This is a genomic window from Pseudomonas sp. Wu6 (genome assembly GCF_019891515.1).
Classification (GTDB): Bacteria; Pseudomonadota; Gammaproteobacteria; order Pseudomonadales; family Pseudomonadaceae; genus Aquipseudomonas; species Aquipseudomonas orientalis_A.
The window spans coordinates 42,685-68,692 of record NZ_JAFLXH010000001.1 but is presented as its reverse complement, the minus strand read 5'-3'; the positions used below and the strand labels follow the sequence as shown (position 1 = coordinate 68,692).

The window sequence follows — 26,008 nt, the reverse complement described above, 5'->3', positions numbered from 1 at the left end:
GTCTCCTGGGCACAAATGTTGGCGATAAAGGAGGGCGATTGTAGCGCAAGCATCAGGCGCTGCGGTTGGTAAAGCTGTGCAGGGCTTTTTCGACGCATTGCGCGGTTTTGCCGAAGGCTTGCACGGTGGTTTCCGAGAACGGCCCGCCACCCTGGTCCGCCACCATCAGCATGACCACGCGGCCATTACAGCTCAGCGAGCGCAACAGCAGGTGCTCGCCGGTAAACAGGCGGCGCAGGATCGGTGGCAGCAGGGCGGCGAACTGCGCATGGTTGTCAGGACCGAGACGCACCTGGGCGGACTTTTCCAGCAAGCGTTGCAGCAATGTACTGTTGACCACATCCAGGCTCAGGTTGGCGGCGTCCTTCGGCAAGCCATCGGCCTGATGCACACGCAAGGTGCTCAAGGCGCGATCGGCCATGAACAGCAATACGCGCTGCATGCCGCTGGCGACCAGGGCTTCCTTGGCGCACGTGGTCAGGTGCATCGCATTGGCAAAGCGGCTCGGCTCGACCAGCAGCTCCGTGCAACGGTTGCGCCACAGCGCCAGTGCTTCAGCCGTGGGCGGTGGCGCGGGCAGCAAGCCACGATGGACTTTTTGCACGTGCCACGGCCAGATCAGCGACAGCGCCGGGTGCCAGAGATCAGGCATCAGGGTGCTGCGGGCACTGGTGACCGCTTGCTGGTGAACCTGCTGCTGCACATCGCCCAGTGGCTCTTGCAGGTACAGCGCAGTGAGGTATTGCCAGCGCTCGGTGTGCGGGCAGGTCCAGGACTCCTGCGCCGACAGCGCCAGGCCGTTGGCCAACAGCACCGTGTTGGCCGGCTGATTCAGCCAGCGGCGCAGGTTGGGTTCGGCGTCGAGTAACTGCTGGTGGCGCAGCGGGTCGTCTTCGCGGGCGATACGCAATGCCTTGACCAGCAGACGCCGCTCGCCCAGCAGCAGGTTATAGCCCTGGGATACCCAGATCGGCAGGTGCCAGGCCGCAGTCAGGCCAAGGCACAGGTCCAGCAGGCGCACGCCGAACACTTGCTGCTCGACCTTGCGCGCCGACTCGCCCTTGTGGATCACCCGCAGCTCCCATTCCTCAAGCAGCTTGGGGTAGGCCACGGCCATCGGCCACAACGGTGACAGAAACAGCAGGCTGCCCCAATGGATATCCTGCCACAGGCGCGCCAGGCGGCTGCCGAACAGGCCGTTGGCTTGCTGGGACGCGTGCTGGCTGACCAGCAGCAGTTGGCGCAGCGCGACGGGAATCTCGCGGGCCGGCACCGACGGCAGGCGCACCAGCAGTTCTTCGGCGCGTTTAAGGCCGAGGCGATTGAGCGCCACTTCGAGGTTTTCCGCCGGTTCCGCCAGGCTGCCGTGGGTGTGGCTGTTGGCCTCGCGCATCACGCTGAGCACCAGGGCCGGGCTGTCTTGCATCAGCTCGGCGATGTCCCTCAATGAGCTGCGGCTGTCGCGGATCGCTTTGCACACGCGCTCATGGCTGGCCTGGGGAACGGGCAGCAGCACGTCGTCCAGGCGCTGGATCCAGGCGGCGAGGGTGGTGGGTCTTGCAGTTGGGACTGTCGTTTCATTAGCCATGATTGGGGCGCGATCATCATATGTGTTCAACACACCCGTAACGGGCTGAATTGGCTTTTCGCCTTAACGGGCTATAGTCTGGCGCAGTTTCGCCGATAAGTAGAACAAGAGTTTTTCAGCTGCACCCACTATGTCCATGAACCCGACGGCGCAAGTACAGATCCCCTATGGCTAAAATTATCGGCATCATTGTCGTCATCGCAAGTGTGCTCGGCGGGTACGTCCTGTCCCACGGTAAAATTGCCGCGCTGATTCAGCCTTTCGAAGTGTTGATCATCGGCGGCGCCGCCTTTGGTGCCTTCTTGCAGGCCAATCCGGGCTACATGACCATGCACGTGATCAAGAAGTCGCTGGGCATGTTCAGCTCGCGCTTCTCCCACACGTTCTATCTGGAAGTGCTGGGGCTGGTCTACGAGATCCTCAACAAGAGCCGCCGCGAAGGCATGATGGCCATCGAAGGGGATATCGAAGACGCCGCCGCCAGCCCGATCTTCGCCAAGTACCCGGCCGTGCTCAAGGACGAGCGCATGACCGCGTATATCTGCGATTACCTGCGCATCATGTCCTCCGGCAACATGGCGCCCCATGAGCTCGAAGGCCTGTTCGACATGGAGCTGTTCAGCCTCAAGGAAGAGCTGGAGCATCCTTCCCACGCCGTGACCGGGATTGCCGACGGCATGCCGGGTTTCGGTATTGTCGCGGCGGTACTGGGTATCGTGGTGACCATGGCCTCCCTGGGCGAGGGCGATCAGGCGGCCATCGGCATGCACGTCGGTGCGGCGCTGGTGGGCACCTTCTTCGGTATCCTGGCGGCCTACGGTTTCTTCGGTCCGCTCGCCACCTCCCTGGCGCATGACGCCAAGGAAGAAATCAACCTCTACGAAGCGATCAAGGCGTCCCTGGTCGCCTCGGCGTCGGGCATGCCGCCGTCGCTGGCAGTGGAGTTCGGGCGCAAGGTCTTGTACCCGAAACATCGCCCAAGTTTCTCCGAGCTGGAACAAGCGGTTCGCGGTCGCTAAGCCATGGAAAACAACCAGCCGATCATCATCAAGCGCGTCAAGCGCTTCGCCGCGGGGCATCACGGCGGCGCCTGGAAAATCGCTTTCGCCGACTTCGCGACTGCGATGATGGCGTTCTTCCTGGTGCTGTGGCTGATGTCCACCGCCACCCCTGAACAGAAGATCGCCATTGCGGGTTACTTCAAGGACCCGATTGGTTTTTCGGAAAGTGGTACACCCTTCGTAATCGATCTGGGCGGCTCGCCGCAGCTGGCGCCGGAGCGCACCATCAATCCGGAAGTTGAGACCGAATCGCCTCAGGAGAAAATCCCGATCGAGCGCGATCAGGTCGAAACCATGGCCGAACAGGTCGAGAAAGAGCGACTTGAGCTGTTGCTGCAGGAACTGCAGAACAAGGTTGAGGAAAACCCGCAACTGCTGAAATTCAAGGATCAGATTTCCTTCGAGATCACCCCGGAAGGCTTGCGTATCCAGATCACCGACGCCGCCAACCGGCCGATGTTCGATTCCGGCAGCGCGCGCTTGAAGCCGTACTTCGAAGATATCCTGCTGGCCATGGCCGACACCATCAAGGCGGTGCCGAACAAGATCAGCGTCAGCGGCCACACCGATGCCAAGCCCTATGCGGGGCAGGGCGACTTCGGCAACTGGGAACTCTCGGCCAACCGCGCCAACGCCGCCCGCCGCGCGCTGGTGGCCGGCAGCTATCCGGACCCGCAAGTGGCGCGGGTGGTGGGCTTTGCGTCATCGCAGTTGTTTGATCCGAAAGATCCGTTCAACCCGATCAACCGGCGTATCGATATCGTTGTGTTGACCAAAAAGGCCCAGCGTGCGATTGAGGGCGATCAGCCGCCGCCACCGCCTGCACAGGGTGAGGGCGCCCCCGGTGAAGTGCCGGCGGACCCGAACGCGCTCCCGCCAGGTCAGGAGCCGCTGCCGGCCCATGAGCTGCGTCAAAAGCTGAACCTGTTTGATGACGGTGGGGTGAAGGACCCGACGGTGCCTGCGCCGGCGCCGGGGTCGTAAGCGGCTTCTATAAGCCACACATGAAAAAGCCCCGATCATTCGGGGCTTTTTCATGTGTGGTCAGAGTGGCAGGTACGCTTTGATACCACCGATTACGCCGCGCATATCATCAGCGCACAGGCGTGGTACGAAGTACTCTCGACCCTTGGCGCGAGTCTTTCTATGCAATTTGTCGAGGCGTTCGAAGCTGACGGTGTAAATCATGTCGCATTTCACCCACAGCTCTTTATAACCGTCGGATTGAAGTGGGTTGGCGCGTAGTAGAGGGTGCCAGTCGTACTGGATTTCTGGTGCGGTCGAGGAAATCGGCACAACGGTGCACAGCTTGCGATTATGTGTAGAGGTTGGGGATATCACTACGACCTTACGGATCTTCAACATCTCTGGCGCTACAAAACCTCGTGTGAAGTCACACAGCAGTACATCGCCTTGTTTGGGGTGATAGTAGAGAGCCAACTGTTAATTCCCCACAAAAAGCAAAGCCGCCCGAAGGCGGCTTCATTCGACACGCAGCGGAGCTTGCTTCGCCCCTTCTGCGCCGCTGGATCAACTCCGAAAAGGATCCAGACTCCTGCCAGCTTTCGCTGGTGACGGAGCAATTATGGGCATCAGGAAATCCGAATACAAGCTGGCGTGTGTGTATCAGCCACCCAGTTGACCCGGATTCTTGATGCCTGCTCCTGTTAAATCAATGGGCTAGGGCGTTCAGCACCCTGGTTTATGTGTATCAAGAAATTGACCGTCAATAACTGCTCTCAGGCAAGCTCGCAATAATCGACCGATAGCTGTTCATCCGCTGCTGCTGCACACGGCCATCCTCCAGCGCCTTGAGCAGTGCACAGCCCGGCTCGCGGTCGTGTTTGCAGTCGCGGAAGCGGCAGGTGCCGATCAGGTCGTTGAACTCGATGAAGCCTGCTTCCACGTCGCTGCGGCTGACATGGCCGAGGCCGAATTCACGAATGCCCGGGGAGTCGATCAGTTCACCGCCACCGGGGAAGTGGAACAGCCGTGCGGTCGTGGTGGTGTGCGTACCCTGGCCGGACAGTTCCGACAGCGGGCCGACGCGGGTGTCGACTTCCGGCAGCAGGCTGTTGACCAACGACGACTTGCCCACGCCCGACTGGCCGACAAACACGCTGATGCGCCCGTCCAACTGCTGTTGCAGCTGTTCCATGCCGTTGCCGTGATGGGCCGACACTTCCAGCACCGGGTAGCCCAGGGTGCGGTAGACCGCCAGCAAAGCGTTGAGCGCCGGAGCATTCTGTTCATCGATCAAGTCGAATTTGTTCAGCAGCAGCAGCGGGCGGATACCGGCATGCTCGGCGGCGACGAGGTAGCGGTCGATCAGGTTGGCGTGGGGCTCGGGCAGCGGCGCGAACACAATCACAATCATGTCGACGTTGGCCGCCACCGGCTTGAGCTGACCGCGGCTGTCGGGGCGGCGCAGTTCGGTACTGCGTGGCAACTGGGCGACGATCACGCCGATGCCCTGGTTGCCGGCGCGCCACACGACTTTGTCGCCCGTGACCAGCGCGGGCAGGTTGGCGCGCAGGTGGCAGCGGGACACCGTGCCTGCGAGTTCGCCTTCCAGCGCCTCGACTTCGACCTGCACGCCGAAGTGCGCGATCACCAGGCCGGTTTGTTCGGGCCCCAGGTCGCCGCCCTCGAGCGCTTCCACGGCGGAGGATTCACGTTTGGCGGCGCGCGCTGCGCGTTCACCTTGAATCTTTTCGATGCGCCAGTTTTGGCGACGATTGAGCTGGCGTTTGGCCATTGGTGTTCCGTGTCGATAATGCAAAAGTTGGGTAAAACGGTCGCGAGTCTAGCACGGCGCCGCCTGCTAAACTGCGCAGCTACGCCAAGGTGCCAAGAGAATCAAGCCATGCAAAACCCACAGAACCTGATTTGGATCGATCTGGAAATGACCGGTCTGAACCCCGACACCGACGTCATCATCGAGATGGCGACCATTGTCACCGACAGCAACCTCAACACCTTGGCCGAAGGTCCGGTGATCGCCATTCACCACAGCGATGCCGTGCTCGCCACCATGGATGAGTGGAATACCCGCACCCATGGCAACTCGGGCCTGACCCAGCGGGTACGCGACAGCCGCATCAGCATGGCCGAGGCCGAAGCCGAAACCATCGCCTTCCTGGAAAAATGGGTACCCAGGGGCAAGTCGCCGATCTGCGGCAACAGCATCTGCCAGGACCGGCGCTTCCTTTATACGCATATGAAGGGGCTGGAAAGCTACTTCCATTATCGCAACCTGGACGTGTCGACCTTGAAGGAGCTGGCCGCGCGCTGGGCGCCGGAGGTCAAGGACAGCTTCCATAAGGGCAGCACGCACCTGGCGCTGGACGATATCCGCGAGTCGATCGCCGAATTGCAGCACTACCGCAAGCATTTCATCAAGGCGTGAAATCGACGCGACCGCTGGACATTTGGGAGGGGGCTTGCCCCCGATGGCGGTGTGTCAGGCCCGGATGCATTGACTGACACTCCCTTATCGGGGCATAGGTATCTACACAACTCTGTAGCGCTCAACCGTAACCACGATGCGAAGCGAGCCGCTCTTGACCTTGATCTTGATCTGCTTTTGATCTCAGGCGCCCCGTTAAACCACGCTGGCCGAACGCAGGCTTGAATCCGTGGGTAACCCGGCAGGACGCCGGGTTAGCCGCACTGGGCCAAGGATGGCCCATTGCGGCGGCCCACGGATTCAAGCCGGAGAGAGGGCACACCGAGCCCAGGCGAGGTGCCGAGTGGTGGGGCAAGAGCGTTTTGCTTACTTTTGCGCTTTTCAAAAGTGAGCCGCTGTAAAAGCGGAACCATTAGCAGCCGTGACCGCAGAAACGGATATGTACTCAACCCAATTCAACATCCTGGTCGGCCCTGAGGCCGCCATCGGGGGCAAGCCCCCTCCCACATTGGAATGGATTTGCAAATCCAAGTGTTGAAGGGCGACCGGGTTTATCTCGGAGCGCCCCCTTTTGGTGCCATCAGCAAATGATTAGACTGCCGACCTCCCTGCAAGGATCGCCATCATGCTGTTGATGCTCTACCTCATCGCCATCACCGCCGAAGCCATGACCGGCGCCTTGTCCGCCGGTCGACGCGGCATGGACTGGTTTGGCGTGGTGCTGATTGCCTGCGTGACGGCGCTGGGTGGCGGGTCGGTGCGCGATGTGCTGCTGGGGCATTACCCGCTGACCTGGGTCAAGCACCCTGAATACCTGGTGCTGACCTCGGTGGCCGCGCTGGTGACCATCTTTATCGCACCGCTGATGCGCCGCCTGCGCTCGCTGTTCCTGGCGCTGGATGCTTTGGGTTTGGTGGCGTTCACCCTGATCGGCTGCATGACCGCCCTGGAAATGGGGCATGGCATGCTGGTGGCCTCGGTCAGCGGCGTGATCACCGGCGTATTTGGCGGCATCCTGCGAGACATCTTCTGCAACGACATCCCGCTGATCTTTCGCCGTGAGCTGTACGCCAGCGTGTCGTTCCTGGCCGCCTGGTTCTACTTGCTGTGCCTGTATCTGCAATTGCCCAGCGAACAGGCGATTCTGCTGACCCTGTTCAGCGGCTTTCTACTGCGCCTGCTGGCGATCCGTTTTCACTGGGAAATGCCCAAGTTCGTCTACAACGACGACGTCCACTAGCGTGCGGCGTGTTGCTTGAGCGCCCACTCCACATGTTCACGCACCATTTCCGACGGGTAATCGCGCCGCGCCTTCAACGCTTCCAGCACCGCAATGCTCGACGGCGCATTGCCCAGGCCCACCGCCAAATTGCGCAGCCAGCGCTCGTAACCGGCGCGGCGCAAAGGTGAGCCTTCGGTGCTGCTGAGGAATTTATCCTCGTCCCACATAAACAATTGGGCAAGTTCCGCGTTATCCAGATTGTGCCGTGGCTTGAAATCGCTTTCGGCGGTGGTGCGGGCGAAACGATTCCACGGGCAAACGATCTGACAGTCATCGCAGCCAAATACACGGTTGCCGATCAGCGGGCGCAGGTCTTCGGGAATGGCGCTCTTGAGCTCGATGGTCAGGTAGGAAATGCAGCGCCGGGCATCCAGCACGTAGGGGCCGACGAAGGCGTTGGTAGGACAGATGTCCAGGCACGCGGTGCAGCGGCCGCAGTGTTCGGTGGCGTGGGGTGGGTCCACCGGCAATGGCAAATCGACAAACAGTTCGCTGAGGAAGAAATAGCTGCCGGCCTTGCGATTGAGGACCAGGGTGTTTTTACCGATCCAGCCGAGGCCGGCCTGTTCGGCGATGGCTTTTTCCAGGACCGGCGCGCTGTCGACGAAGGCACGAAAGCCGAACGGCCCGATCTGCGCCTGGATACGGTCGGCCAGTTGCTGCACGCGCTTGCGGATCAGCTTGTGATAGTCCCGGCCCAGGGCGTAGCGCGAGATATAGGCTTTTTCCGGCTGGGCCAGCAGTTGCGCCATCTGGGTGTCGCCGGGCAGGTAATCCATGCGCAGCGACACCACGCGCAAGGTGCCCGGCACCAGCTCGTCGGGGTGCGAACGTTTGCTGCCGTGGGCGCCCATGTAGTCCATCTCGCCGTGGTAGCCCGCGTCGAGCCAGCGTTGCAGGTGCTGTTCATGCTCGGCCAGGTCCAGGCCGCTGATGCCGACTTGCTGGAAGCCCAGCTCGCGGCCCCAGTCTTTGATCGATTGGGCGAGGGCGGGCAGATCGGAGGTAATAGCGGGCATGAGACACGGGAAACCACAGGTTAGATGCGTATAATTCTGCCAGACATCGGAGCTTGAAGACGCATGCCTCAGACAAAACATGAAATAACCGACGTTCAGCTGTTGTTGCCGGGCCACTTGCCGCAACTGGCTGCGCGTTCGCTGGACGCGCATAAAGGTCAGTTTGGCCACCTGCTGGTGATTGGCGGCGACCGAGGCTTTGGCGGGGCAGCGCTGCTCAGTACCGAAAGTGCATTGCGCAGTGGGGCGGGGATGGTGTCGCTGGCGACACGCGTGGAGCATGTTCCCGCCGCGCTGGCGCGTCTGCCGGAGGTGATGACAAAGGGCGTGAGTTCGGCCAATCAGCTGATGGGCCTGCTGGAAAAGATCTCGGTCATTGTTATCGGGCCCGGTCTGGGTGACGCATCCTGGGGTAAAAGCCTGCTGTCCGTCGCCGCCAACGCGCCGCAGCCGCAAGTCTGGGACGCCGACGCCTTGAATCAACTGGCGACCGGCAGCGTCAGCCTGCCGGCCAACTGCGTGATCACCCCGCATCCGGGCGAAGCCGCGCGCCTGTTGGGCATTTCGACAGCCGAGGTTCAGGCCGACCGCCTTAAGGTGGCGCGCGCGTTGAGCCAGCGATTCAACGCGGTGACTATTCTCAAGGGGGCCGGCAGTTTGATCGCCAGCCCGGACGGACGTGTTTCGCGCTGTGACCAAGGCCATCCCGCGATGGCGACGGCAGGGCTGGGCGATGTGTTGGCCGGGCTGGTAGGCGCACTGCTGGCCCAGGGCATGCCCGCTTATGAGGCAAGCTGCCTGGCCGTGTGGTTGCACGCCACGGCAGGGGATCGCCAGGGCACGTTTGGCCGCGGCCTGGCCGCCAGTGATCTGATACCGGCCATTCGTCAATTGTTGGAGGAGCAGTCGCCGTGTCTGAAGTGATTTTTTTCCTGGCCGATGAAGAGGCCATGGTCGACCTCGGCCGGCGCATTGCCCAGGTCACGGCCGGGGCGGGGCTGATCTTCCTCGAGGGCGACCTGGGGGCGGGCAAGACCACGCTGTCCCGGGGCATCATTCGCGGTTTGGGGCATGCCGGCGCGGTAAAAAGTCCGACGTTCACCCTGGTCGAACCCTATGAGATCGGTAATATTCGCGCTTTCCACTTCGACCTCTATCGCCTGGTGGACCCTGAAGAGCTGGAATTCATGGGCATCCGTGATTATTTCGACGAAGACGCGTTATGCCTGATCGAGTGGCCAAATAAAGGCACAGGCTTTTTGCCAAAGCCGGACATGACCATTACCATTACGCCGCATGAGCACGGACGTCAGTTGAAGTTGTTGCCCCAGAGCGTGCGCGGCCAGTCGTGGTGCGCCGCTTTGGCACTGGAATTCAAATAATTGGTGGGGTTAGGTATGCGCTTTCGCGCGTTGGTTGCTGTCGTGGGGGTGTTGCTTGCGGCAATGACTGTCAATGCTCTGGCTGCTTCACAGGTGAAAAGTGTTCGCCTGTGGCGAGCGCCGGATAACACGCGACTGGTGTTCGACCTGTCTGGCCCGGTCCAGCACAGCGTCTTTACCCTCACGGCGCCTGATCGCCTGGTGATCGACATCAACGGTGCGAGCCTGGCTGCGCCGCTGAAGGTCTCCACCGCCAATACACCCATTACCGCCATGCGTTCGGCCCAGCGCACGCCGACCGACCTGCGCGTGGTCATCGACCTGAAAAAGGCCGTGACCCCCAAAAGCTTTTCCCTGGCGCCCAACGCTCAATATGGCAACCGCCTGGTGGTCGACCTGTTCGACAACCCTGCCGATGCCGCGCCGCCGCCTGTGCCGACGCCCAGCGTGGCGACGGTGCCTGCGGTGCCGGTCAACCCCTCGCAACCGCAGGTCAAGCTGCCACCGCCGCCGCCCGCTCCGGCAGGCAAGCGCGACATTATCGTGGTGATCGACGCCGGTCACGGTGGCGAAGACCCGGGCGCCTCCGGTTCGCGCGGCCAGCATGAAAAAGACGTGGTGTTGGCCATCGCCCGCGAACTGCAACGCCAGGTCAACGGCATGAAAGGTTATCGCGCCGAACTGACCCGTACCGGCGACTACTTCATTCCGTTGCGCGGGCGTACTGAAATCGCCCGCAAGAAGGGCGCGGACCTGTTCGTCTCGATCCACGCCGACGCCGCACCTTCCAGCGCCGCTTTCGGTGCGTCGGTGTTTGCCCTGTCGGATCGTGGCGCCACGTCCGAGACCGCCCGTTGGCTGGCCGACAGCGAAAACCGTTCCGACCTGATCGGCGGGGCCGGCAACGTGTCCCTCGACGACAAGGACAAAATGCTCGCCGGCGTACTGCTCGACCTGTCGATGACCGCCTCGCTGACCTCCAGCCTGAACGTCGGCCAGAAGGTCCTGAGCAATATCGGCCGGGTCACGTCGCTGCACAAACAGCGCGTGGAACAAGCCGGGTTCATGGTGCTGAAGTCGCCGGATATCCCGTCGATCCTGGTCGAGACCGGATTCATTTCCAACGCCAACGAGGCATCCAAGCTCGCCAGTGCCAGCCACCAGCAGGCCTTGGCGCGCTCGATCAGCGCCGGTGTGCGTCAGTTCTTCCAACAGAACCCGCCCCCGGGCACTTACATTGCCTGGTTACGTGATTCCGGCAAAATTGCCCAGGGCCCGCGCGACCACCGCGTACAGCCCGGCGACACCGTGGCCATGCTGGCGGTACGTTTCCAGGTCACGCCCGCCGCTTTGCGCAGCGCCAACAACCTGAAAACCGATGAGCTGAAAATCGGCCAGGTGTTGACCATCCCGGGCACCGAATTGGCGGCGCAGTAATGAGCGAATCTGTCTTGAATAGCGGCTCGCGTATCGAATTGCTCAGCCCGCGCCTGGCGAACCAGATCGCTGCGGGCGAGGTGGTTGAGCGTCCGGCCTCGGTGATCAAGGAACTGCTGGAAAACAGCATCGACTCCGGCGCCAAACGCATCGACGTGGACGTGGAGCAGGGCGGCGTCAAGCTGCTGCGGGTGCGGGACGATGGCAGCGGCATCTCGTCCGATGACCTGCCGCTGGCCCTGGCCCGTCACGCCACCAGCAAGATCCGCGACCTCGAAGACCTTGAGCGGGTGATGAGCCTGGGCTTTCGCGGTGAGGCCCTGGCCTCCATCAGCTCCGTGGCCCGCTTGACCCTGACCTCGCGCACACGCGGCGCCGAGCAGGCCTGGCAAGTGGAAACCGAAGGCCGTGACATGGCGCCCCGGGTCCAGCCGGCAGCCCATCCGGTGGGCACCTCGGTGGAAGTGCGCGACCTGTTCTTCAACACCCCGGCGCGGCGCAAATTCCTCAAGGCCGAAAAAACCGAATTCGACCACCTGCAGGAAGTCATCAAGCGCCTGGCCCTGGCACGTTTCGATGTGGCATTCCATCTGCGCCACAACGGCAAGACCATCCTCAGCCTGCACGAAGCCAATGACGACGCCGCGCGTGCTCGGCGCGTGGCGGCAGTCTGCGGAGCCGGCTTTCTGGAGCAGGCGCTGCCGATAGAGATTGAACGCAATGGTTTGCGCCTGTGGGGCTGGGTCGGTTTGCCGACCTTCTCCCGCAGCCAGGCGGATTTGCAGTATTTCTTCGTGAATGGCCGGGCAGTGCGTGACAAGCTGGTGGCCCATGCGGTGCGCCAGGCCTACCGCGACGTGTTGTTCAACGGGCGGCATCCGACGTTTGTGCTGTTTTTTGAGGTCGACCCCTCGGTGGTTGACGTCAATGTGCACCCGACCAAGCACGAAGTGCGCTTCCGTGATGGGCGCATGGTGCATGACTTCCTGTACGGCACCTTGCACCGCGCCTTGGGCGACGTGCGTCCGGATGATCAGTTGTCGGCGCCCATCGTGACGGCGGTCGTTCGCCCAAGCGGTCCCGAGGCCGGTGAATTCGGGCCTCAGGGCGAAATGAGTTTGGCCGCCAACTTGCTGCAATCTCCGCAGCAGCCCAACTACACGGCACCCAACGCGGGCGCCGGCGCCGGTTATCAGTATCAATACACCCCGCGCCCGCAATCGACCGTGCCGGTGGCCGAGGCCCAGGCGGCTTATCGTGAGTTCTTCGCGCCGCTGCCGGGTGCCGAGCCAGGCACCGTCGCCTTGCCCGAGGGTGGCGGTGATATTCCACCCTTGGGCTACGCGCTGGCGCAGCTCAAGGGCATCTACATCCTCGCGGAAAACGCCCACGGCCTGGTGCTGGTGGACATGCATGCGGCCCACGAGCGGATCATGTACGAGCGCCTGAAGATCGCCATGGCCAGTGAAGGGCTCAGTGGCCAGCCACTGCTGGTGCCCGAATCCCTGGCGGTCAGCCAGCGAGAAGCCGATTGCGCCGAAGAGCACCACGGTGTGTTCCAGAAGCTGGGCTTCGAACTGCAACGCCTGGGCCCGGAGACCCTGGCCATCCGCCAGATTCCCGCGCTGCTCAAGCAAGCCGAGGCCAACCGCCTGGTCGCCGATGTATTGGCGGACCTGATGGAGTACGGCACCAGCGACCGCATTCAGGCGCATATCAATGAACTGCTCGGCACCATGGCCTGCCACGGCGCCATCCGCGCCAACCGTCGCCTGGCCCTGCCGGAAATGAACGGCCTGCTGCGCGACATGGAAAACACCGAGCGCAGCGGCCAATGCAACCATGGCCGACCGACCTGGACCCAGATGGGCCTGGATGATCTGGACAAACTGTTCCTGCGCGGTCGCTGATGAGTTCCTTGCCCCCCGCGATCTTCCTGATGGGCCCCACGGCCGCCGGCAAGACCGACCTGGCCATCGAACTGACCAGGGTCCTGCCGTGCGAGCTGATCAGTGTGGACTCTGCCCTGGTTTACCGGGACATGGACATCGGCACGGCCAAGCCTTCGAAAGAGGTGCTGGCGCAGCATCCGCATCGTTTGATCGACATTATCGACCCGGCCGAGAGCTATTCGGCTGCGGATTTCCGTACCGACGCCCTGGCCGCCATGGCCGAGATCACCGCGCGGGGTAATATCCCGTTGCTGGTCGGCGGCACGATGCTCTACTACAAGGCTTTGCAGGAAGGCCTGGCGGATATGCCGCCCGCCGATGCCCAGGTGCGCGCCGAACTCGAAGAAGAGGCCGCACGCCTTGGCTGGCAAGCCCTGCACGATCAGTTGGCGGCGGTGGATCCGGTGTCGGCGGCGCGCATTCACCCCAATGACCCCCAGCGTCTCTCCCGTGCCCTGGAAGTCTGGCGTGTCAGTGGCCAGACCATGACTGAACACAGGCTGAAACAAACTGCGCAAAGTGCTGACGCAGGCGCATCTGGCCGGTCACAATTGCCCTATACTGTGGCGAACCTGGCCATCGCTCCGGCAAACCGCCAGGTGCTGCACGAACGAATTGCACAAAGATTCACAAATATGTTGGAACAGGGGTTTGTGGAGGAGGTCGTAGCACTGCGTTCAAGAGGTAATCTGCATCCGGGGTTGCCTTCGATACGTGCTGTAGGCTACCGCCAAGTCTGGGATCATCTGGATGGCAAGCTGACGTCAGCCGAAATGCAGGAGCGCGGCATCATTGCCACGCGCCAATTGGCGAAGCGCCAGTTCACCTGGCTGCGCAGCTGGAGCGATTTGCACTGGCTGGACAGCCTGGACAGCGACAATCTGTCACGCGCCTTGAAATACCTGGGAACGGTCTCCATATTGAGCTGAGTCCTTGCAATTGCCGTCTATCCTTGGGGGTGTGGCGGCCATGAGCTATTTATTTTTCCGATTTTTTATTATTGATCCTTAAAGGAGTGCGGCACATGTCAAAAGGGCATTCGCTACAAGACCCTTACTTGAATACCTTACGTAAAGAGAAAGTGGGGGTTTCCATTTATCTGGTCAACGGTATCAAGTTGCAAGGTACGATCGAGTCGTTCGACCAGTTCGTGATCCTGCTGAAAAACACCGTCAGCCAGATGGTTTACAAACACGCTATCTCGACAGTCGTCCCTGTTCGTCCAATCCGTCTGCCTAGCGCTGCCGGTGATGAAGCAGCTGACGCTGAGCCAGGTAACGCCTGATAGGAGTCTCCTTTGTTCTTTGAGCGCCACGGTGGTGGTGAGCGAGTAATCCTCGTTCACTTGGATGGACAGGACCCTGAGGCGCGCGAAGATCCGCAGGAGTTTCAGGAGTTGGCAAATTCGGCCGGCGCCGAGACCGTTGCGTTTTTTAACGTGCCGCGTCATCGGCCAACCGCCAAATACCTGATTGGCAGCGGCAAGGTCGAAGAATTGCGCGACCTGGTCCATGCCGAAGAAGCCGATCTGGTGATCTTCAATCACGTCCTCACGCCGAGTCAGGAGCGTAACCTCGAACGTGTCTTCGAGTGTCGCGTGATCGACCGCACCGGCCTGATTCTCGATATCTTCGCCCAACGCGCGCGTACCCATGAAGGCAAGCTCCAGGTCGAACTGGCCCAGCTTGACCACATGAGCACACGGCTGGTTCGCGGCTGGACGCACCTTGAGCGCCAGGGCGGCGGCATCGGCATGCGTGGCCCGGGTGAAACCCAGCTGGAAACCGACCGACGTCTGTTGCGGGTTCGCCTGCGCCAGATCAAGGGCCGCCTGGAGAAAGTCCGCAGCCAGCGCGAGCAATCGCGCCGTGGCCGTTCCCGTGCCGATATCCCCACCGTGTCCCTGGTGGGCTATACCAACGCGGGCAAGTCCACGCTGTTCAATAACGTCACCAAGTCGGACGTGTACGCGGCCGACCAACTGTTCGCGACGCTCGACCCAACCCTGCGCCGCCTGGATCTTGACGACCTGGGGCCGATTGTCCTGGCCGATACGGTAGGTTTCATTCGTCATTTGCCGCACAAGCTGGTCGAGGCATTTCGGTCTACGCTCGAAGAGTCGAGCAATTCCGACCTGCTGTTGCACGTGATCGATGCGGCCGAGCCGGATCGCATGCTGCAGATCGAGCAGGTGATGCTGGTGCTGGGCGAGATTGGTGCCCAGGACTTGCCGATCCTCGAGGTGTATAACAAACTCGATTTGCTTGAAGGCGTCGAGCCGCAAATCCAGCGCGATGAGAATGGCAGACCCCAGCGGGTCTGGCTGTCGGCGCGTGATGGCAGTGGCCTTGAATTGCTTGAGCAAGCCATCGCCGAGTTGCTCGGCGGCGATTTGTTCGTGGGCACCTTGCGCTTGCCGCAGCGTTTTGCTCGACTGCGTGCACAGTTTTTCGAGCTGGGCGCGGTACAGAAAGAAGAACACGACGAAGAAGGTGTCAGCTTGCTGGCCGTTCGATTGCCACGCGCGGAGCTTAATCGACTGGTCAGTCGCGAGGGTGTTGTACCGGCGGAGTTCATCGAACAACACACTTTGCAATAAAAGCCTGAGAAAGCGGTTGTGCCGCAGTAGCAGGCATTCTGTAGCATTGGTCGGCGCGCCGTGGGTGCGTCTTTGCTTTATCAGATGGAGAGCGCTATGGCTTGGAATGAGCCGGGTGGCAACTCGAATAATCAGGATCCTTGGGGTGGTAAGCGCCGCAATAATGGCGACCGCAAGGGGCCACCGGATCTCGACGAGGCCTTCCGAAAGCTGCAGGAAAGCCTGAATGGGTTGTTCGGTGGTGGGAAAAAACGCGGTGGTGACGAGGGTGGTCGCACAAGCAAGGGCGGCGGCTATGGCCTGCTGGGCCTGGGTCTTGTCGTGCTCGCGGCCGTCTGGCTGTACAGCGCGGTCTACGTGGTGGACGAGCAGGAGCAAGCCGTCGTGCTGCGCTTCGGCAAGTATTACGAGACGGTCGGGCCAGGCCTGAACATCTATTTCCCGCCGATCGACAAGAAGTACATGGAGAACGTCACGCGTGAGCGTGCCTACACCAAGCAGGGCCAGATGCTGACTGAAGACGAGAACATCGTCGAAGTGCCGCTGACCGTGCAGTACAAGATCACCAACCTGCAGGACTTCGTGCTGAACGTCGATCAGCCGGAAATCAGCCTGCAACACGCAACCGAAAGCGCCCTGCGCCATGTGGTGGGTTCCACTGCCATGGACCAGGTGCTGACCGAAGGGCGTGAATTGATGGCCAGCGAAATCAAGGAGCGCCTCCAACGTTTCCTCGATACCTATCGCACCGGTATCACCGTTACCCAGGTCAACGTACAGAGCGCAGCGGCACCGCGTGAAGTGCAGGAAGCCTTTGACGACGTGATCCGCGCCCGTGAAGACGAGCAGCGTTCGCGCAACCAGGCTGAAACCTACGCCAACGGCGTGGTGCCGGAAGCCCGTGGTCAGGCCCAGCGTATCCTTGAGGATGCCAACGGTTACCGCGACGAAGTGGTCTCCCGTGCCAAGGGTGAGGCGGACCGCTTCACCAAGCTGGTTGCCGAGTACCGCAAGGCGCCCGAGGTTACCCGTGAGCGTCTGTACCTGGACACCATGCAGGAAGTCTTCAGCAACACCAGCAAGGTTCTCGTGACCGGCAGCAAGGGTGGGCAGAACAACCTGCTGTACCTGCCGCTGGACAAGATGATCGAAGGTGGTCGTAGCGGCGGCACAAGCGCGCCGTCCACCGGTTCGAATGCCGCTGCCAACGAAGCGAGCGCCCGTGCGGCCGCTGACTTGCTGCAACAGCAAACACGTACCAGGGAGAGTCGTTGATGAGCAATAAATCGCTGACCGCCCTGATTGTGGGCGTCGTCGTGGTCATCGCTGCCTGGAACTGCTTCTACATCGTCGCTCAGACCGAGCGCGCGGTGCTGCTGCAATTCGGTCGCGTGGTCCAGGCGGATGTCCAGCCGGGCCTGCATGTGAAAGTCCCCTACGTCAACCAGGTGCGCAAGTTCGACGCCCGCCTGATGACCCTGGATGCACCGACACAGCGCTTCCTGACCCTGGAAAAGAAAGCCGTGATGGTTGACGCCTACGCCAAGTGGCGCGTCAAGGATGCCGAGCGCTTCTACACGGCGACCTCGGGCCTCAAGCAGATTGCCGACGAGCGTTTGTCGCGCCGTCTGGAATCGGGCCTGCGCGACCAGTTTGGTAAGCGCACCCTGCACGAGGTGGTATCCGGTGAACGCGATGCGCTGATGGCTGACATCACTCGTTCGCTGAACACCATGGCGGAGAAAGAGCTGGGTATCGAAGTGGTCGACGTTCGCGTCAAGGCTATCGACTTGCCCAAGGAAGTGAACCGCAGCGTGTTCGAGCGCATGAGCACCGAGCGTGAGCGTGAAGCCCGTGAGCACCGTGCCAAGGGTAACGAGCTGGCCGAAGGTATCCGTGCGGATGCCGATCGTCAGCGCCGTGTACTGTTGGCAGAGGCCTATCGCGAGTCTGAAGAGGCTCGTGGTGATGGTGATGCTCAAGCCGCGGCGATCTACGCCAAGGCTTACGGCCAGGACCAGGAGTTCTACGCGTTCTACCGTAGCCTGCGCGCCTACCGTGAAAGCTTCGCGAACAAGACCGACGTGCTGGTGCTGGACCCAAGCAGCGATTTCTTCCGCTACCTGGAAAAGTCCAAGTAACAGGCCTGTGATTCTGTAGGACCACTCCGTCGGGCGGCTAAAATGCCTGGCGGGGTGATCCTTTCAGAAAACGGGTGTATGATGCGGCAGCCGGGAAATTCCCGGCTTTTTTGCGTCTGCGTGTTCGATTCGGCAGGCGTGACAGGTTTTTCGAGGAAAGTGCCCGACGAGGCCGTTTGCAGGCCGTTCGTCACGTCGCTCTTGCGCGTGGTTTATGCAGACGGCGGGTATTTTCTGCTTCACTCAAGGCTCGGCCGAGGGCTGGCCGCCCGGATCAAAGGGGAATGGCGTAATGGCAACGGTAGACCGCTGGCTGCTGCCAGATGGCATCGAAGAAGTACTGCCACCAGAAGCTGCGCGTATTGAAATAGCGCGTCGCCAGGTGTTGGATCTGTTCCAGAGCTGGGGCTACGAGTTTGTCGTGACCCCTCATATCGAGTACCTGGAGTCCCTGCTGACCGGCGCGGGCCAGGACCTGGATCTGCGCACCTTCAAGGTCATCGACCCGCAATCGGGCCGGCAAATGGGTTTCCGCGCCGACATCACGCCGCAGGTGGCGCGTATCGATGCGCACACCCTGCGCCGCGAAGGTCCCAGCCGCCTGTGCTACGCCGGCAGCGTGCTGCATGCCCAGCCGCGTGCCTTGTCATCTTCACGCAGCCCGATCCAGCTGGGCGCCGAGTTGTATGGCGATGCGAGCCCGAGCAGCGACGTTGAAGTGATCAGCCTGATGCTGGCCATGCTGCAACTGGCTGATGTGCCGGACGTGCACATGGACCTGGGCCACGTGGGGATCTACCGCGGCCTGGCCCGTGCGGCCGGCTTGTCCGGTGAAGTTGAGCAACAGTTGTTCGATGCGCTGCAACGCAAGGCCATCGATGAAGTCATCGCCCTGACTGCCGGCGTGCCGGCTGAACTGGCCGACATGCTGCGTGCGCTGGTTGACCTGTGCGGCGGCCGTGAAGTGTTGGTCACTGCACGTGAGCGCCTGGCCAACGCGCCGGCGCCGGTGTTGGCCGCCCTGAACGATGTGCTGGCGATTGCCGAGCAACTGTCGGCGCGCTTCCCGCAGCTGCCTTTGTATTTTGACCTGGGCGAGTTGCGCGGCTACCACTACCACACCGGTGTGGTATTCGCGGTGTTCGTTCCGGGTGTTGGCCAGGCCATCGCCCAGGGTGGTCGTTATGACGATATCGGCGCCGACTTCGGTCGCGCCCGTCCGGCCACCGGCTTTTCCACCGATTTGAAAACCCTGGTGACCCTGGGGCGTGCTGAGGTCGAGCTGCCGTCTGGTGGCATCTGGATGCCCGACAGTACGGACGCGGCACTCTGGCAGCAGGTCTGCCAGTTGCGCAGTGAGGGTCAGCGTGTCGTCCAGGCCTTGCCTGGGCAGCCATTGGCCGCCGCCCGTGAAGCGGACTGCGACCGGCAATTGATTCAGCAGAACGGGCTTTGGCAAGTATCGCCACTGGCTTCTTGAGTTTTCCTGCCGGCCATCGCCGGCACCAAGTTTGCGCGAATGAGGACAAGTGTTATGGGTAAGAATGTCGTAGTCCTGGGCACCCAATGGGGTGATGAGGGCAAAGGCAAGATCGTTGATCTGCTGACCGAACATGCTGCCGCCGTAGTGCGCTACCAGGGTGGCCACAACGCGGGCCACACCCTGGTCATCGATGGCGAAAAAACCGTCTTGCACCTGATCCCATCGGGTGTACTGCGCGAAGGCGTGCAGTGCCTGATCGGCAACGGCGTAGTGGTTGCGCCGGACGCCCTGCTGCGCGAGATCATCAAGCTGGAAGAGAAAGGCGTACCGGTGCGCGAGCGCCTGCGTATCAGCCCATCCTGCCCGCTGATCCTGTCCTTCCACGTGGCGCTGGACCAGGCCCGTGAAAAGGCCCGTGGCGAGCTGAAGATCGGCACCACCGGTCGCGGCATTGGCCCGGCCTACGAAGACAAGGTGGCGCGCCGTGGCCTGCGTGTGGGCGACCTGCTCAACATGCCGCGCTTTGAAGACAAGCTGCGTGAACTGGTGGATTACCACAACTTCATGCTGGTGGGTTACTACAAAGAGCCGGCCATCGAGTTCGAAAAGACCCTGGCCGAGTGCAAGGAATACGCCGAGCTGCTCAAGCCGCTGATGCTCGACGTGACGGCCGAGCTGCACGACCTGCGTCGCGCCGGCAAAGACATCATGTTCGAAGGCGCCCAGGGTTCGTTGCTCGACATCGACCACGGCACCTACCCGTATGTGACCAGCTCCAACACCACCGCCGGCGGCGTTGCCACCGGTTCGGGCGTTGGCCCGATGTTCCTCGACTACATCCTGGGCATCACTAAGGCTTACACCACCCGTGTAGGTTCCGGTCCATTCCCGACTGAGCTGTTCGACGACGTTGGCGCACACCTGGCCAAGCAGGGTCACGAATTCGGCGCTACCACCGGCCGTGCTCGTCGGTGTGGCTGGTTCGACGCCGTTATCCTGCGTCGCGCTATCGACGTGAACAGCATCTCGGGCATCTGCCTGACCAAGCTGGACGTGCTCGACGGCCTGGAAGCCATCAACATCTGTGTCGGCTACAAAGACGCGCAAGGCAACGATGTTGCCCCGACCGACGCTGACAGCTACGTGGGCCTGCAGCCTGTGTACGAAGAAGTGCCGGGCTGGACCGAATCGACCGTGGGCGCCAAGACCCTGGAAGAGCTGCCAGCCAACGCCCGCGCCTACATCAAGCGCGTCGAAGAGCTGATCGGCGCACCGATCGACATTATTTCGACGGGCCCGGACCGCAACGAGACCATCGTTCTGCGTCACCCGTTCGCTTAATAAGCTGTTGATGTAAAAAGTAAAGGGCTCCTTCGGGAGCCCTTTGTCGTTTCTGTCTGGCAAGCGGCACGACCCTTGCTGTGTTTCTCTTTTTCGCGGTGCTATCAATTTAATGGCACCCGTGGTGGAGGGATTTCCAGTGTCTGCCGTTCTCTCGTTGTTACAAAGCCGTCTGCTGCGGCCGGTGTTCGTTACCCTAGGTATCGCTCTTTTGGTGCAAGTGCTGGTGGCCGTCGCGCTGACGCGGAGCACGGTCACGGCCCTGGAGGCCGATTTGGGGAATCGCCTGGGCATCGACAGCCAGAAATTGTCCGGCGAATTGGCACAGGCCGGCAAGGAAGTCACCTCCAGCCTGGATAGCCTGTCCACCAGCACTCGCCAACGTCTGACTGCAGGGCTCTCCACGCGTCTTCAGCAAGAGCAGAAGCAATTGCGGGCGACCCTGGAAAAAGACCTGCAGGACTCCGCCAATGACATGGCCCAGTTGCTGGCTTCGGTGGCGCCGCGTGCCATGTGGGACAGCGACGTGCCGACATTATCGGAATTTGCCCGGCGCGCGCAGCGTAATCCCAACGTGTTGTTCGTGGTGTATGACGACGCGGCGGGCGAGCATCTGACCCGTTACCTGAACCGTGAAAATCCGATCAACCAGGCCTTGTTGGCCAAAGGCGCGGGGGAGCGTGCCCTGGATAAAGTCCTGGACGCGGCCAAGGCTGATCCTTCGGTGTATTACGTCGAGGCCTCGATCAGCCCCAACGGCGTTGAGATCGGCAAAGTCCGCATGGGGGTGTCGACCGCATCGGTCGAGGCCGACCTGCAAGCACTGGACAGCCGCTTCGCCGCGCTGATCGCCAGCGGTGATCAACTGGTCGGCGACAGCCTCAAAGGCGCCGCGGCCGATAGCGCCGCCGCCATGGGCGCGCGCCTGCAATCGGCGCAAGTCACGGCCACGCAGATGGCGGCCAATACCACCAGTGCGGTTCAAGAGGCTGCCGGCACCTTGCGCTGGCGTATCGGCATGGGCCTGGCGCTGGTCGGTCTCGGTGTTTTGCTGCTGATCGCCATTGTGCTCGGCCGCCGCGTCGTCAACCGCCTGAAGCTGTTGATCGCGGCCATGGATGACCTGGCGGCAGGCGAGGGTGACCTCACCAAGCGTGTACAGATCAGCAGCAAGGACGAAATTGGTGACATGGCTTCGGCGGTCAATCGCTTTGTGGATAAGTTGCAGCCCATCGTGCGCGAGGCGGGGGATGTGGCCCAGCGCACCGGCATGGAAATCGGCGCGATGACCTTGCGCAATGCCGGTGCCGATGCAGCGGCCGGCCTGCAGCGCGACGAGGTTGCAGAAAGCCTGCGCGCACTGTCGCAGATGGCCGACGAGGCCCAGGCCGAAAGCCATGCCATGCAGGCGGCCTTGCAGCAGGTGGTGGAGATTCGCCAGGCCACGGATGAAAACTCGCGCACTTCTGCCGAAGTCGGCAGCTTGATCGAGGCGTTGGCCGGGCAGGTGCAGGCTGGCTCCCAGGTGATCGAGCGGTTGGCGCAGCAAAGCGAGCAGATTGAAGTGGTGCTGACGGTGATTCACGGCATCGCCGAGCAAACCAACCTGCTGGCGCTCAATGCGGCCATCGAGGCGGCTCGTGCCGGCGAAACCGGGCGTGGTTTTGCGGTAGTCGCGGACGAGGTGCGTGCGTTGGCGAGCAAGACCCAAAGCTCCACCGGTGACATCCAGGCGCATATCGTGGCGTTGCAGCAGGGCGCGCGTGAGGCGGTGGAAACCATTGGCAAGGCTGGTCGTCAGGCCAATGAGGGCTTGCTGGTGTTGCGCGACAGCGTGCGCTTGCAGCAGACCGTGCAGGCCTCGGTGGAGCAGGTGCATGCGGCGATCGGCCTGGCGACACGCGCGGCCGAGCATCAGGCCCAGGGTGCGCATGCGGTGCGTGGTCGGGTTGAGGTGATTCATGCCCAGGCTGAGCGGGCCGCGCAGGCGGTGGTGGAGACCACGGCCAGTGGCAAGGTGCTGGATGGCTTGGCGGCGCAGTTGAAGGCGAGTCTGGGGCAGTTTCGGGCTTAGGGTTGTCTGTGCCGGCCTCATCGGGGGCAAGCCCCCTCCCACAGGTTGCAACGCACTCCAAATGTGGGAGGGGGCTTGCCCCCGATAGCCATCTCAGCGGCTCAAATACATCCGCGTCGTAAGCAGGTACACCGGCAACCCCGACACCAGAATCAACAACGCCGCATAAGGCGCCGCCGCCGCAAATTCCACATTCGAGGTATGCGCCCACACGGCGGTGGCCAAGGTGTTCAGCCCGGTCGGACTAAGCAGCAAGGTCGCAGTCAATTCCTTCATCGCATCCAGAAACACCAGCGCAAACGCGGCACCCAATGCCGGGAAAATAATCGGCAGCGTCACCCGGCAAAACGCACTGAACGACGATGCGCCGAGCGTGCGCGCCGCCTCTTCCAGCTGTGGTGCAGCCTTGTTCAGCGCCGTGCGAATCGGCGCCTGGGCCAGGGGCAAAAACAACAGCGCATAGGCGATCAGCAACAGTGCCGACGTTTGATACAGCGCCGGCACGTAATGCAGCGCGAAATACACCAGGGTCAATGCAATCACCAGGCCGGGCAGGGCATGCAGCAGGTACGGCAGGCGTTCGGCCCAGATCGCCAGTTGGCCTTTATAGCGCACCACCAGCAGGCCTACCGGCACCGCCAGCGCCAGGCATAATGCCGCGCCACCCAGGGAAAGTGCCAGGGACGATAACAGCGCCTCACTGATGGCGGCGACCGGAAACGCCGCCGATGAGCCCACGGCCAGCCAATAGCCAAGCATCCCCAGCGGGATGCCGCTGCCAATGATCGCCAGCGCCAGGCAATAGAGTTGGCCAAGCAGCGACCACTTGCCCAGTTTCACCTGCTCGGCCTGTCGCGCCGCGCCCTGGCCGATCCGCACATGGCGGCCCTTGCCGCGCACGCGCAACTCCAGCCACAACAAACTCAGGCACATCACCAGCAGCACCGCCGAGAGCATCGCGGCGTTGGCATTGCTGAATTCCAGTTCGAACTGCTGGTAGATCGCGGTGGTAAAGGTCTGCAAGCCGATGATCGACAGGGCGCCGAACTCCACCAGCATGTGCAATGCAATCAGCAGCGCTCCCGCCACCAGCGAGGGCCACAGCAGCGGCAGGGTAATGCGCCGGAACACGCCCCAGCGATTCAGCCCCAGGGTGCGCGCCGACTCTTCCAGGGCCGGGTCCAGATTGCGCAGCGTGGCGGCCACCGGCAGAAATACCAGCGGATACTTGGACAGGCTCATCACCAGGATCGCGCCGCCGAGACCTTCGAAGTTGGCGCTCAGCGACACCCAGGTAAAGCTGCTGACAAATGCCGGCACCGCAAACGGCAGGCACAGGATCACGCCCCAGAGGCGTCGCCCAGGCAGGTTGCTGCGTTCCAGCAACCAGGCCAGGGACAAGCCGACCACGCCGCACACGACCGTCACGCCGACCATCAGCGACAGGGTATTGCGCAGCAGCCCGAACACATAAGGCCGCCACAGCAGATGCACCGCCTGTGCCCAGCCGGCTTGCCAGGCCTTGAGCCCGACATACACCAGGGGCAGCAGGCTCAGGCCAACCAGCAACAGCACCGGCAACAGCAGCCAGATTGAAGGGCGTTTGCGCCGGGGGCGAAAGCCTGCAGCGCTGAGCGACGGGGTCATCAGTTCAAGCCAACGTCACGTTCCAGTTCCAGCGCTTCCTCGGCATTGCCCAGGTCGGCAGGGGTGACTTTAGGCGGCTGCAGTTCGCTGAAAGGCTTGAGGCCACGGCTGGACTCCATGCCTTTGCGCAGCGGGTATTCCGCCGAGGTGTTGGTGATCACACGCTGGCCTTCTTCACTGGCCATGAAGGCCAGCAGTTGCTGGGCTTCCTTGGGATGTTTGCTGGATTTCAGCGCGGCAGCCGAAGACACGGTAATCAGGCCGCCGGCATCGCCGTCGGTGAAATAGTGCAGTTGGGAGTCGAGGTTGGTTTTTTCTTTCTTCAAGGCAAACCAGTAATAATTGTTCACCAGCACGGTGGCCACTTCGCCATTTTCAACGGCCTTGAGGGCGACCATATTGTTGCTGTACACCTTGCCGAAGGCGCGCAGGCCGGTCAGCCACTCTTCGGCCGCTTCACGCCCGTGCAGCTTGATGATCGCCACGGCCTGTTCCTGAAACGCGCCGCTGGTGGGCACGAAGCCGACCTTGCCTTGCCATTCGGGGCCGGCGAAATCCAGCACCGATTTGGGCAGGTCTTTTTCGGCAATCAGCTTGGGGTTGAAAGCGACGACGCGGGTGCGTGCGGTGACGCCCATCCAGTCGCCATTGCTGCCGACGTAATCCTTGGGCAGCACGTCGAGGGTGCTGGCATCGATTTTCGCCAACAAGCCTTGCTCGCCGAGTTTGTTCAGCGGCGGCGATTCTTCGGTGTAGATCACGTCGGCAGGGGAGCGATCACCTTCTTCGACGACCTGGCTGGCCAGCTGGTTGCTGCTGCCTTTGCGCACGTTGACGTGAATACCGGTCTTGGCTTCAAAGGCTTTGGCGAGTTCATCGCCGACTTCTTTGTGCTGGCCGTTGTAAAGGGTCAGGGAGACCTTGTCAGCAGAATAGGCGGCGGGTGAGAGCAGGGTCAGGCCAAGCAGAGTAAGAGACAGGCCACGCAGAAGGGATGTCTTGAATCGGGTATCGCGGATCATCATCCGAAGTGTTCCTCGCTTATGTGCAACAAATCACTACAAGGATAAACGATAAATCTTCTCAAGTGCGGGCTTGAGGGTAATCGCGGGGAGCGTTTTCAAGCCGGATTTTTCAAACCCCGGAAACGAAAAAACCCGCTTTCGCGGGTTTGATCTGAATTTGGTGCCCAGGAGAAGACTCGAACTTCCACGACCTTGCGATCACCAGCACCTGAAGCTGGCGTGTCTACCAATTTCACCACCTGGGCATTATCAAGCAACGTTGCCGCTGTTGATGGGGCGAACTATACGGCGGGCTTTTTAATCTGTAAACCCCTGATTCGAAAAATATAAATCAATTTTTCCGTTAAAAATCAAAGGTCTGAAACGAAAAAACCCGCTTTCGCGGGTTTGATCTGAATTTGGTGCCCAGGAGAAGACTCGAACTTCCACGACCTTGCGATCACCAGCACCTGAAGCTGGCGTGTCTACCAATTTCACCACCTGGGCATTATCTGACAACGTTGCCGTCGTCGATGGCGCGCACTATACGGAGCGATATTTGCCCTGTAAACCCCTGCCATGAAAAAAG

General features: G+C 61.6%; 21 protein-coding genes, 2 tRNA genes and 2 pseudogenes. 17 read left to right on the top strand and 8 right to left on the bottom strand.

Features of this window, described 5'->3' with window-relative positions; genetic code table 11:
- Window positions 1-52: 52 nt before the first annotated feature.
- Window positions 53-1,588 carry an HDOD domain-containing protein gene (locus tag J1G34_RS00270; protein ID WP_065894490.1) on the bottom strand — a complete coding sequence of 512 codons (1,536 nt, stop codon included), beginning with the start codon at window positions 1,586-1,588 and terminating at the stop codon, window positions 53-55.
- A gap of 167 nt (window positions 1,589-1,755) precedes the next feature.
- Between J1G34_RS00270 and motA the strand changes: the two genes are divergently transcribed.
- Window positions 1,756-2,607, top strand: coding sequence for a flagellar motor stator protein MotA (gene motA / locus J1G34_RS00265; protein ID WP_065886533.1), 852 nt, complete (start codon window positions 1,756-1,758; stop codon window positions 2,605-2,607).
- Between the two features lie 3 nt (window positions 2,608-2,610).
- Entirely contained in the window at window positions 2,611-3,633 is a 1,023-nt protein-coding gene (motB, locus tag J1G34_RS00260; protein WP_065894492.1) for a flagellar motor protein MotB, read from the top strand.
- A 60-nt stretch (window positions 3,634-3,693) separates the two neighbouring features.
- Here motB and J1G34_RS00255 read toward each other — a convergent pair whose 3' ends face one another.
- Entirely contained in the window at window positions 3,694-4,089 is a 396-nt protein-coding gene (locus J1G34_RS00255; protein WP_083203225.1) for a type II toxin-antitoxin system PemK/MazF family toxin, read from the bottom strand.
- Between the two features lie 286 nt (window positions 4,090-4,375).
- Complete coding sequence (rsgA, locus tag J1G34_RS00250) at window positions 4,376-5,407, bottom strand: small ribosomal subunit biogenesis GTPase RsgA (protein WP_065886530.1); 1,032 nt, start codon at window positions 5,405-5,407, stop codon at window positions 4,376-4,378.
- Window positions 5,408-5,515: 108 nt separating this feature from the next.
- Between rsgA and orn the strand changes: the two genes are divergently transcribed.
- Together orn and J1G34_RS00240 are read left to right on the top strand one after the other, a co-directional pair.
- A complete protein-coding gene (gene orn, locus J1G34_RS00245) occupies window positions 5,516-6,058 on the top strand; it encodes an oligoribonuclease (protein WP_065886529.1) in 543 nt (180 codons plus the stop codon).
- Between the two features lie 622 nt (window positions 6,059-6,680).
- Window positions 6,681-7,298 (top strand): trimeric intracellular cation channel family protein, encoded by a 618-nt coding sequence (locus tag J1G34_RS00240; RefSeq protein ID WP_170827587.1) that lies wholly within the window; start codon window positions 6,681-6,683, stop codon window positions 7,296-7,298.
- On the opposite strand, the gene queG is transcribed toward J1G34_RS00240, so the two are convergent.
- The gene (queG, locus tag J1G34_RS00235; RefSeq protein WP_065937000.1) at window positions 7,295-8,359 is read right to left on the bottom strand and encodes a tRNA epoxyqueuosine(34) reductase QueG; all 1,065 of its coding nucleotides are present in this window, start codon (window positions 8,357-8,359) and stop codon (window positions 7,295-7,297) included. The two genes, J1G34_RS00240 and queG, sit on opposite strands and share 4 nt — an antisense overlap.
- A gap of 63 nt (window positions 8,360-8,422) precedes the next feature.
- On the opposite strand from queG, the gene J1G34_RS00230 reads away from it, so the two are divergent.
- The 13 genes and pseudogenes from J1G34_RS00230 to J1G34_RS27515 all read left to right on the top strand — a co-directional run.
- On the top strand, window positions 8,423-9,283 hold the full coding sequence (locus J1G34_RS00230; RefSeq protein ID WP_065894496.1) for an NAD(P)H-hydrate dehydratase: 861 nt from the start codon (window positions 8,423-8,425) through the stop codon (window positions 9,281-9,283).
- The gene (gene tsaE, locus J1G34_RS00225; protein WP_065894498.1) at window positions 9,271-9,741 is read left to right on the top strand and encodes a tRNA (adenosine(37)-N6)-threonylcarbamoyltransferase complex ATPase subunit type 1 TsaE; all 471 of its coding nucleotides are present in this window, start codon (window positions 9,271-9,273) and stop codon (window positions 9,739-9,741) included. Before J1G34_RS00230 ends, tsaE begins: the two co-directional genes overlap by 13 nt.
- A gap of 15 nt (window positions 9,742-9,756) precedes the next feature.
- Window positions 9,757-11,178, top strand: a complete 1,422-nt coding sequence (locus tag J1G34_RS00220) for an N-acetylmuramoyl-L-alanine amidase (protein WP_065886524.1) — start codon at window positions 9,757-9,759, stop codon at window positions 11,176-11,178.
- Complete coding sequence (mutL, locus tag J1G34_RS00215) at window positions 11,178-13,088, top strand: DNA mismatch repair endonuclease MutL (protein ID WP_065894500.1); 1,911 nt, start codon at window positions 11,178-11,180, stop codon at window positions 13,086-13,088. Before J1G34_RS00220 ends, mutL begins: the two co-directional genes overlap by 1 nt.
- A complete protein-coding gene (gene miaA / locus J1G34_RS00210; RefSeq protein WP_222992991.1) occupies window positions 13,088-14,059 on the top strand; it encodes a tRNA (adenosine(37)-N6)-dimethylallyltransferase MiaA in 972 nt (323 codons plus the stop codon). The genes mutL and miaA overlap by 1 nt, the downstream gene beginning before the upstream one ends.
- Window positions 14,060-14,154: 95 nt before the next feature.
- Window positions 14,155-14,415, top strand: a complete 261-nt coding sequence (gene hfq, locus J1G34_RS00205) for an RNA chaperone Hfq (protein ID WP_016976904.1) — start codon at window positions 14,155-14,157, stop codon at window positions 14,413-14,415.
- Window positions 14,416-14,427: 12 nt separating this feature from the next.
- The gene (hflX, locus tag J1G34_RS00200) at window positions 14,428-15,729 is read left to right on the top strand and encodes a ribosome rescue GTPase HflX (protein ID WP_065886521.1); all 1,302 of its coding nucleotides are present in this window, start codon (window positions 14,428-14,430) and stop codon (window positions 15,727-15,729) included.
- Between the two features lie 96 nt (window positions 15,730-15,825).
- The gene (hflK, locus tag J1G34_RS00195) at window positions 15,826-17,004 is read left to right on the top strand and encodes an FtsH protease activity modulator HflK (protein WP_065886520.1); all 1,179 of its coding nucleotides are present in this window, start codon (window positions 15,826-15,828) and stop codon (window positions 17,002-17,004) included.
- Window positions 17,004-17,870 (top strand): protease modulator HflC, encoded by an 867-nt coding sequence (gene hflC / locus J1G34_RS00190; RefSeq protein ID WP_003188064.1) that lies wholly within the window; start codon window positions 17,004-17,006, stop codon window positions 17,868-17,870. The genes hflK and hflC overlap by 1 nt, the downstream gene beginning before the upstream one ends.
- A 292-nt stretch (window positions 17,871-18,162) precedes the next feature.
- Entirely contained in the window at window positions 18,163-19,350 is a 1,188-nt protein-coding gene (locus tag J1G34_RS00185; RefSeq protein WP_065886518.1) for an ATP phosphoribosyltransferase regulatory subunit, read from the top strand.
- 54 nt (window positions 19,351-19,404) lie between these two features.
- A complete protein-coding gene (locus J1G34_RS00180; RefSeq protein ID WP_065886517.1) occupies window positions 19,405-20,694 on the top strand; it encodes an adenylosuccinate synthase in 1,290 nt (429 codons plus the stop codon).
- A 112-nt stretch (window positions 20,695-20,806) separates the two neighbouring features.
- Window positions 20,807-21,862 (top strand): annotated as a pseudogene (locus J1G34_RS27520) (methyl-accepting chemotaxis protein); the annotation flags it as partial.
- A 390-nt stretch (window positions 21,863-22,252) separates the two neighbouring features.
- Window positions 22,253-22,768, top strand: a pseudogene (locus tag J1G34_RS27515) (methyl-accepting chemotaxis protein); the annotation flags it as partial.
- 93 nt (window positions 22,769-22,861) lie between these two features.
- On the opposite strand, the gene J1G34_RS00170 reads toward J1G34_RS27515, so the two are convergent.
- The 4 genes from J1G34_RS00170 to J1G34_RS00155 form a co-directional block, all read right to left on the bottom strand.
- On the bottom strand, window positions 22,862-24,415 hold the full coding sequence (locus J1G34_RS00170) for an ABC transporter permease (protein WP_222992990.1): 1,554 nt from the start codon (window positions 24,413-24,415) through the stop codon (window positions 22,862-22,864).
- Complete coding sequence (locus J1G34_RS00165; protein WP_065896726.1) at window positions 24,415-25,440, bottom strand: extracellular solute-binding protein; 1,026 nt, start codon at window positions 25,438-25,440, stop codon at window positions 24,415-24,417. The genes J1G34_RS00170 and J1G34_RS00165 overlap by 1 nt, the downstream gene beginning before the upstream one ends.
- 158 nt (window positions 25,441-25,598) lie before the next feature.
- Window positions 25,599-25,685: transfer RNA gene (locus J1G34_RS00160), tRNA-Leu, on the bottom strand.
- Window positions 25,686-25,839: 154 nt separating this feature from the next.
- Window positions 25,840-25,926, bottom strand: a tRNA-Leu gene (locus J1G34_RS00155).
- Between the last annotated feature and the right edge of the window lie 82 nt (window positions 25,927-26,008).

Bases quoted from the DNA above. Each gene is read 5' to 3' on its own strand.
- J1G34_RS00270 (WP_065894490.1), bottom strand. From the start codon at position 1,588: ATGGCTAATGAAACGACAGTCCCAACTGCAAGACCCACCACCCTCGCC.
- motA (WP_065886533.1), top strand. From the start codon at position 1,756: ATGGCTAAAATTATCGGCATCATTGTCGTCATCGCAAGTGTGCTCGGC.
- motB (WP_065894492.1), top strand. From the start codon at position 2,611: ATGGAAAACAACCAGCCGATCATCATCAAGCGCGTCAAGCGCTTCGCC.
- rsgA (WP_065886530.1), bottom strand. From the start codon at position 5,407: ATGGCCAAACGCCAGCTCAATCGTCGCCAAAACTGGCGCATCGAAAAG.
- orn (WP_065886529.1), top strand. From the start codon at position 5,516: ATGCAAAACCCACAGAACCTGATTTGGATCGATCTGGAAATGACCGGT.
- queG (WP_065937000.1), bottom strand. From the start codon at position 8,359: ATGCCCGCTATTACCTCCGATCTGCCCGCCCTCGCCCAATCGATCAAA.
- J1G34_RS00230 (WP_065894496.1), top strand. From the start codon at position 8,423: ATGCCTCAGACAAAACATGAAATAACCGACGTTCAGCTGTTGTTGCCG.
- J1G34_RS00220 (WP_065886524.1), top strand. From the start codon at position 9,757: ATGCGCTTTCGCGCGTTGGTTGCTGTCGTGGGGGTGTTGCTTGCGGCA.
- mutL (WP_065894500.1), top strand. From the start codon at position 11,178: ATGAGCGAATCTGTCTTGAATAGCGGCTCGCGTATCGAATTGCTCAGC.
- miaA (WP_222992991.1), top strand. From the start codon at position 13,088: ATGAGTTCCTTGCCCCCCGCGATCTTCCTGATGGGCCCCACGGCCGCC.
- hfq (WP_016976904.1), top strand. From the start codon at position 14,155: ATGTCAAAAGGGCATTCGCTACAAGACCCTTACTTGAATACCTTACGT.
- hflK (WP_065886520.1), top strand. From the start codon at position 15,826: ATGGCTTGGAATGAGCCGGGTGGCAACTCGAATAATCAGGATCCTTGG.
- hflC (WP_003188064.1), top strand. From the start codon at position 17,004: ATGAGCAATAAATCGCTGACCGCCCTGATTGTGGGCGTCGTCGTGGTC.
- J1G34_RS00185 (WP_065886518.1), top strand. From the start codon at position 18,163: ATGGCAACGGTAGACCGCTGGCTGCTGCCAGATGGCATCGAAGAAGTA.
- J1G34_RS00180 (WP_065886517.1), top strand. From the start codon at position 19,405: ATGGGTAAGAATGTCGTAGTCCTGGGCACCCAATGGGGTGATGAGGGC.
- J1G34_RS00170 (WP_222992990.1), bottom strand. From the start codon at position 24,415: ATGACCCCGTCGCTCAGCGCTGCAGGCTTTCGCCCCCGGCGCAAACGC.
- J1G34_RS00165 (WP_065896726.1), bottom strand. From the start codon at position 25,440: ATGATGATCCGCGATACCCGATTCAAGACATCCCTTCTGCGTGGCCTG.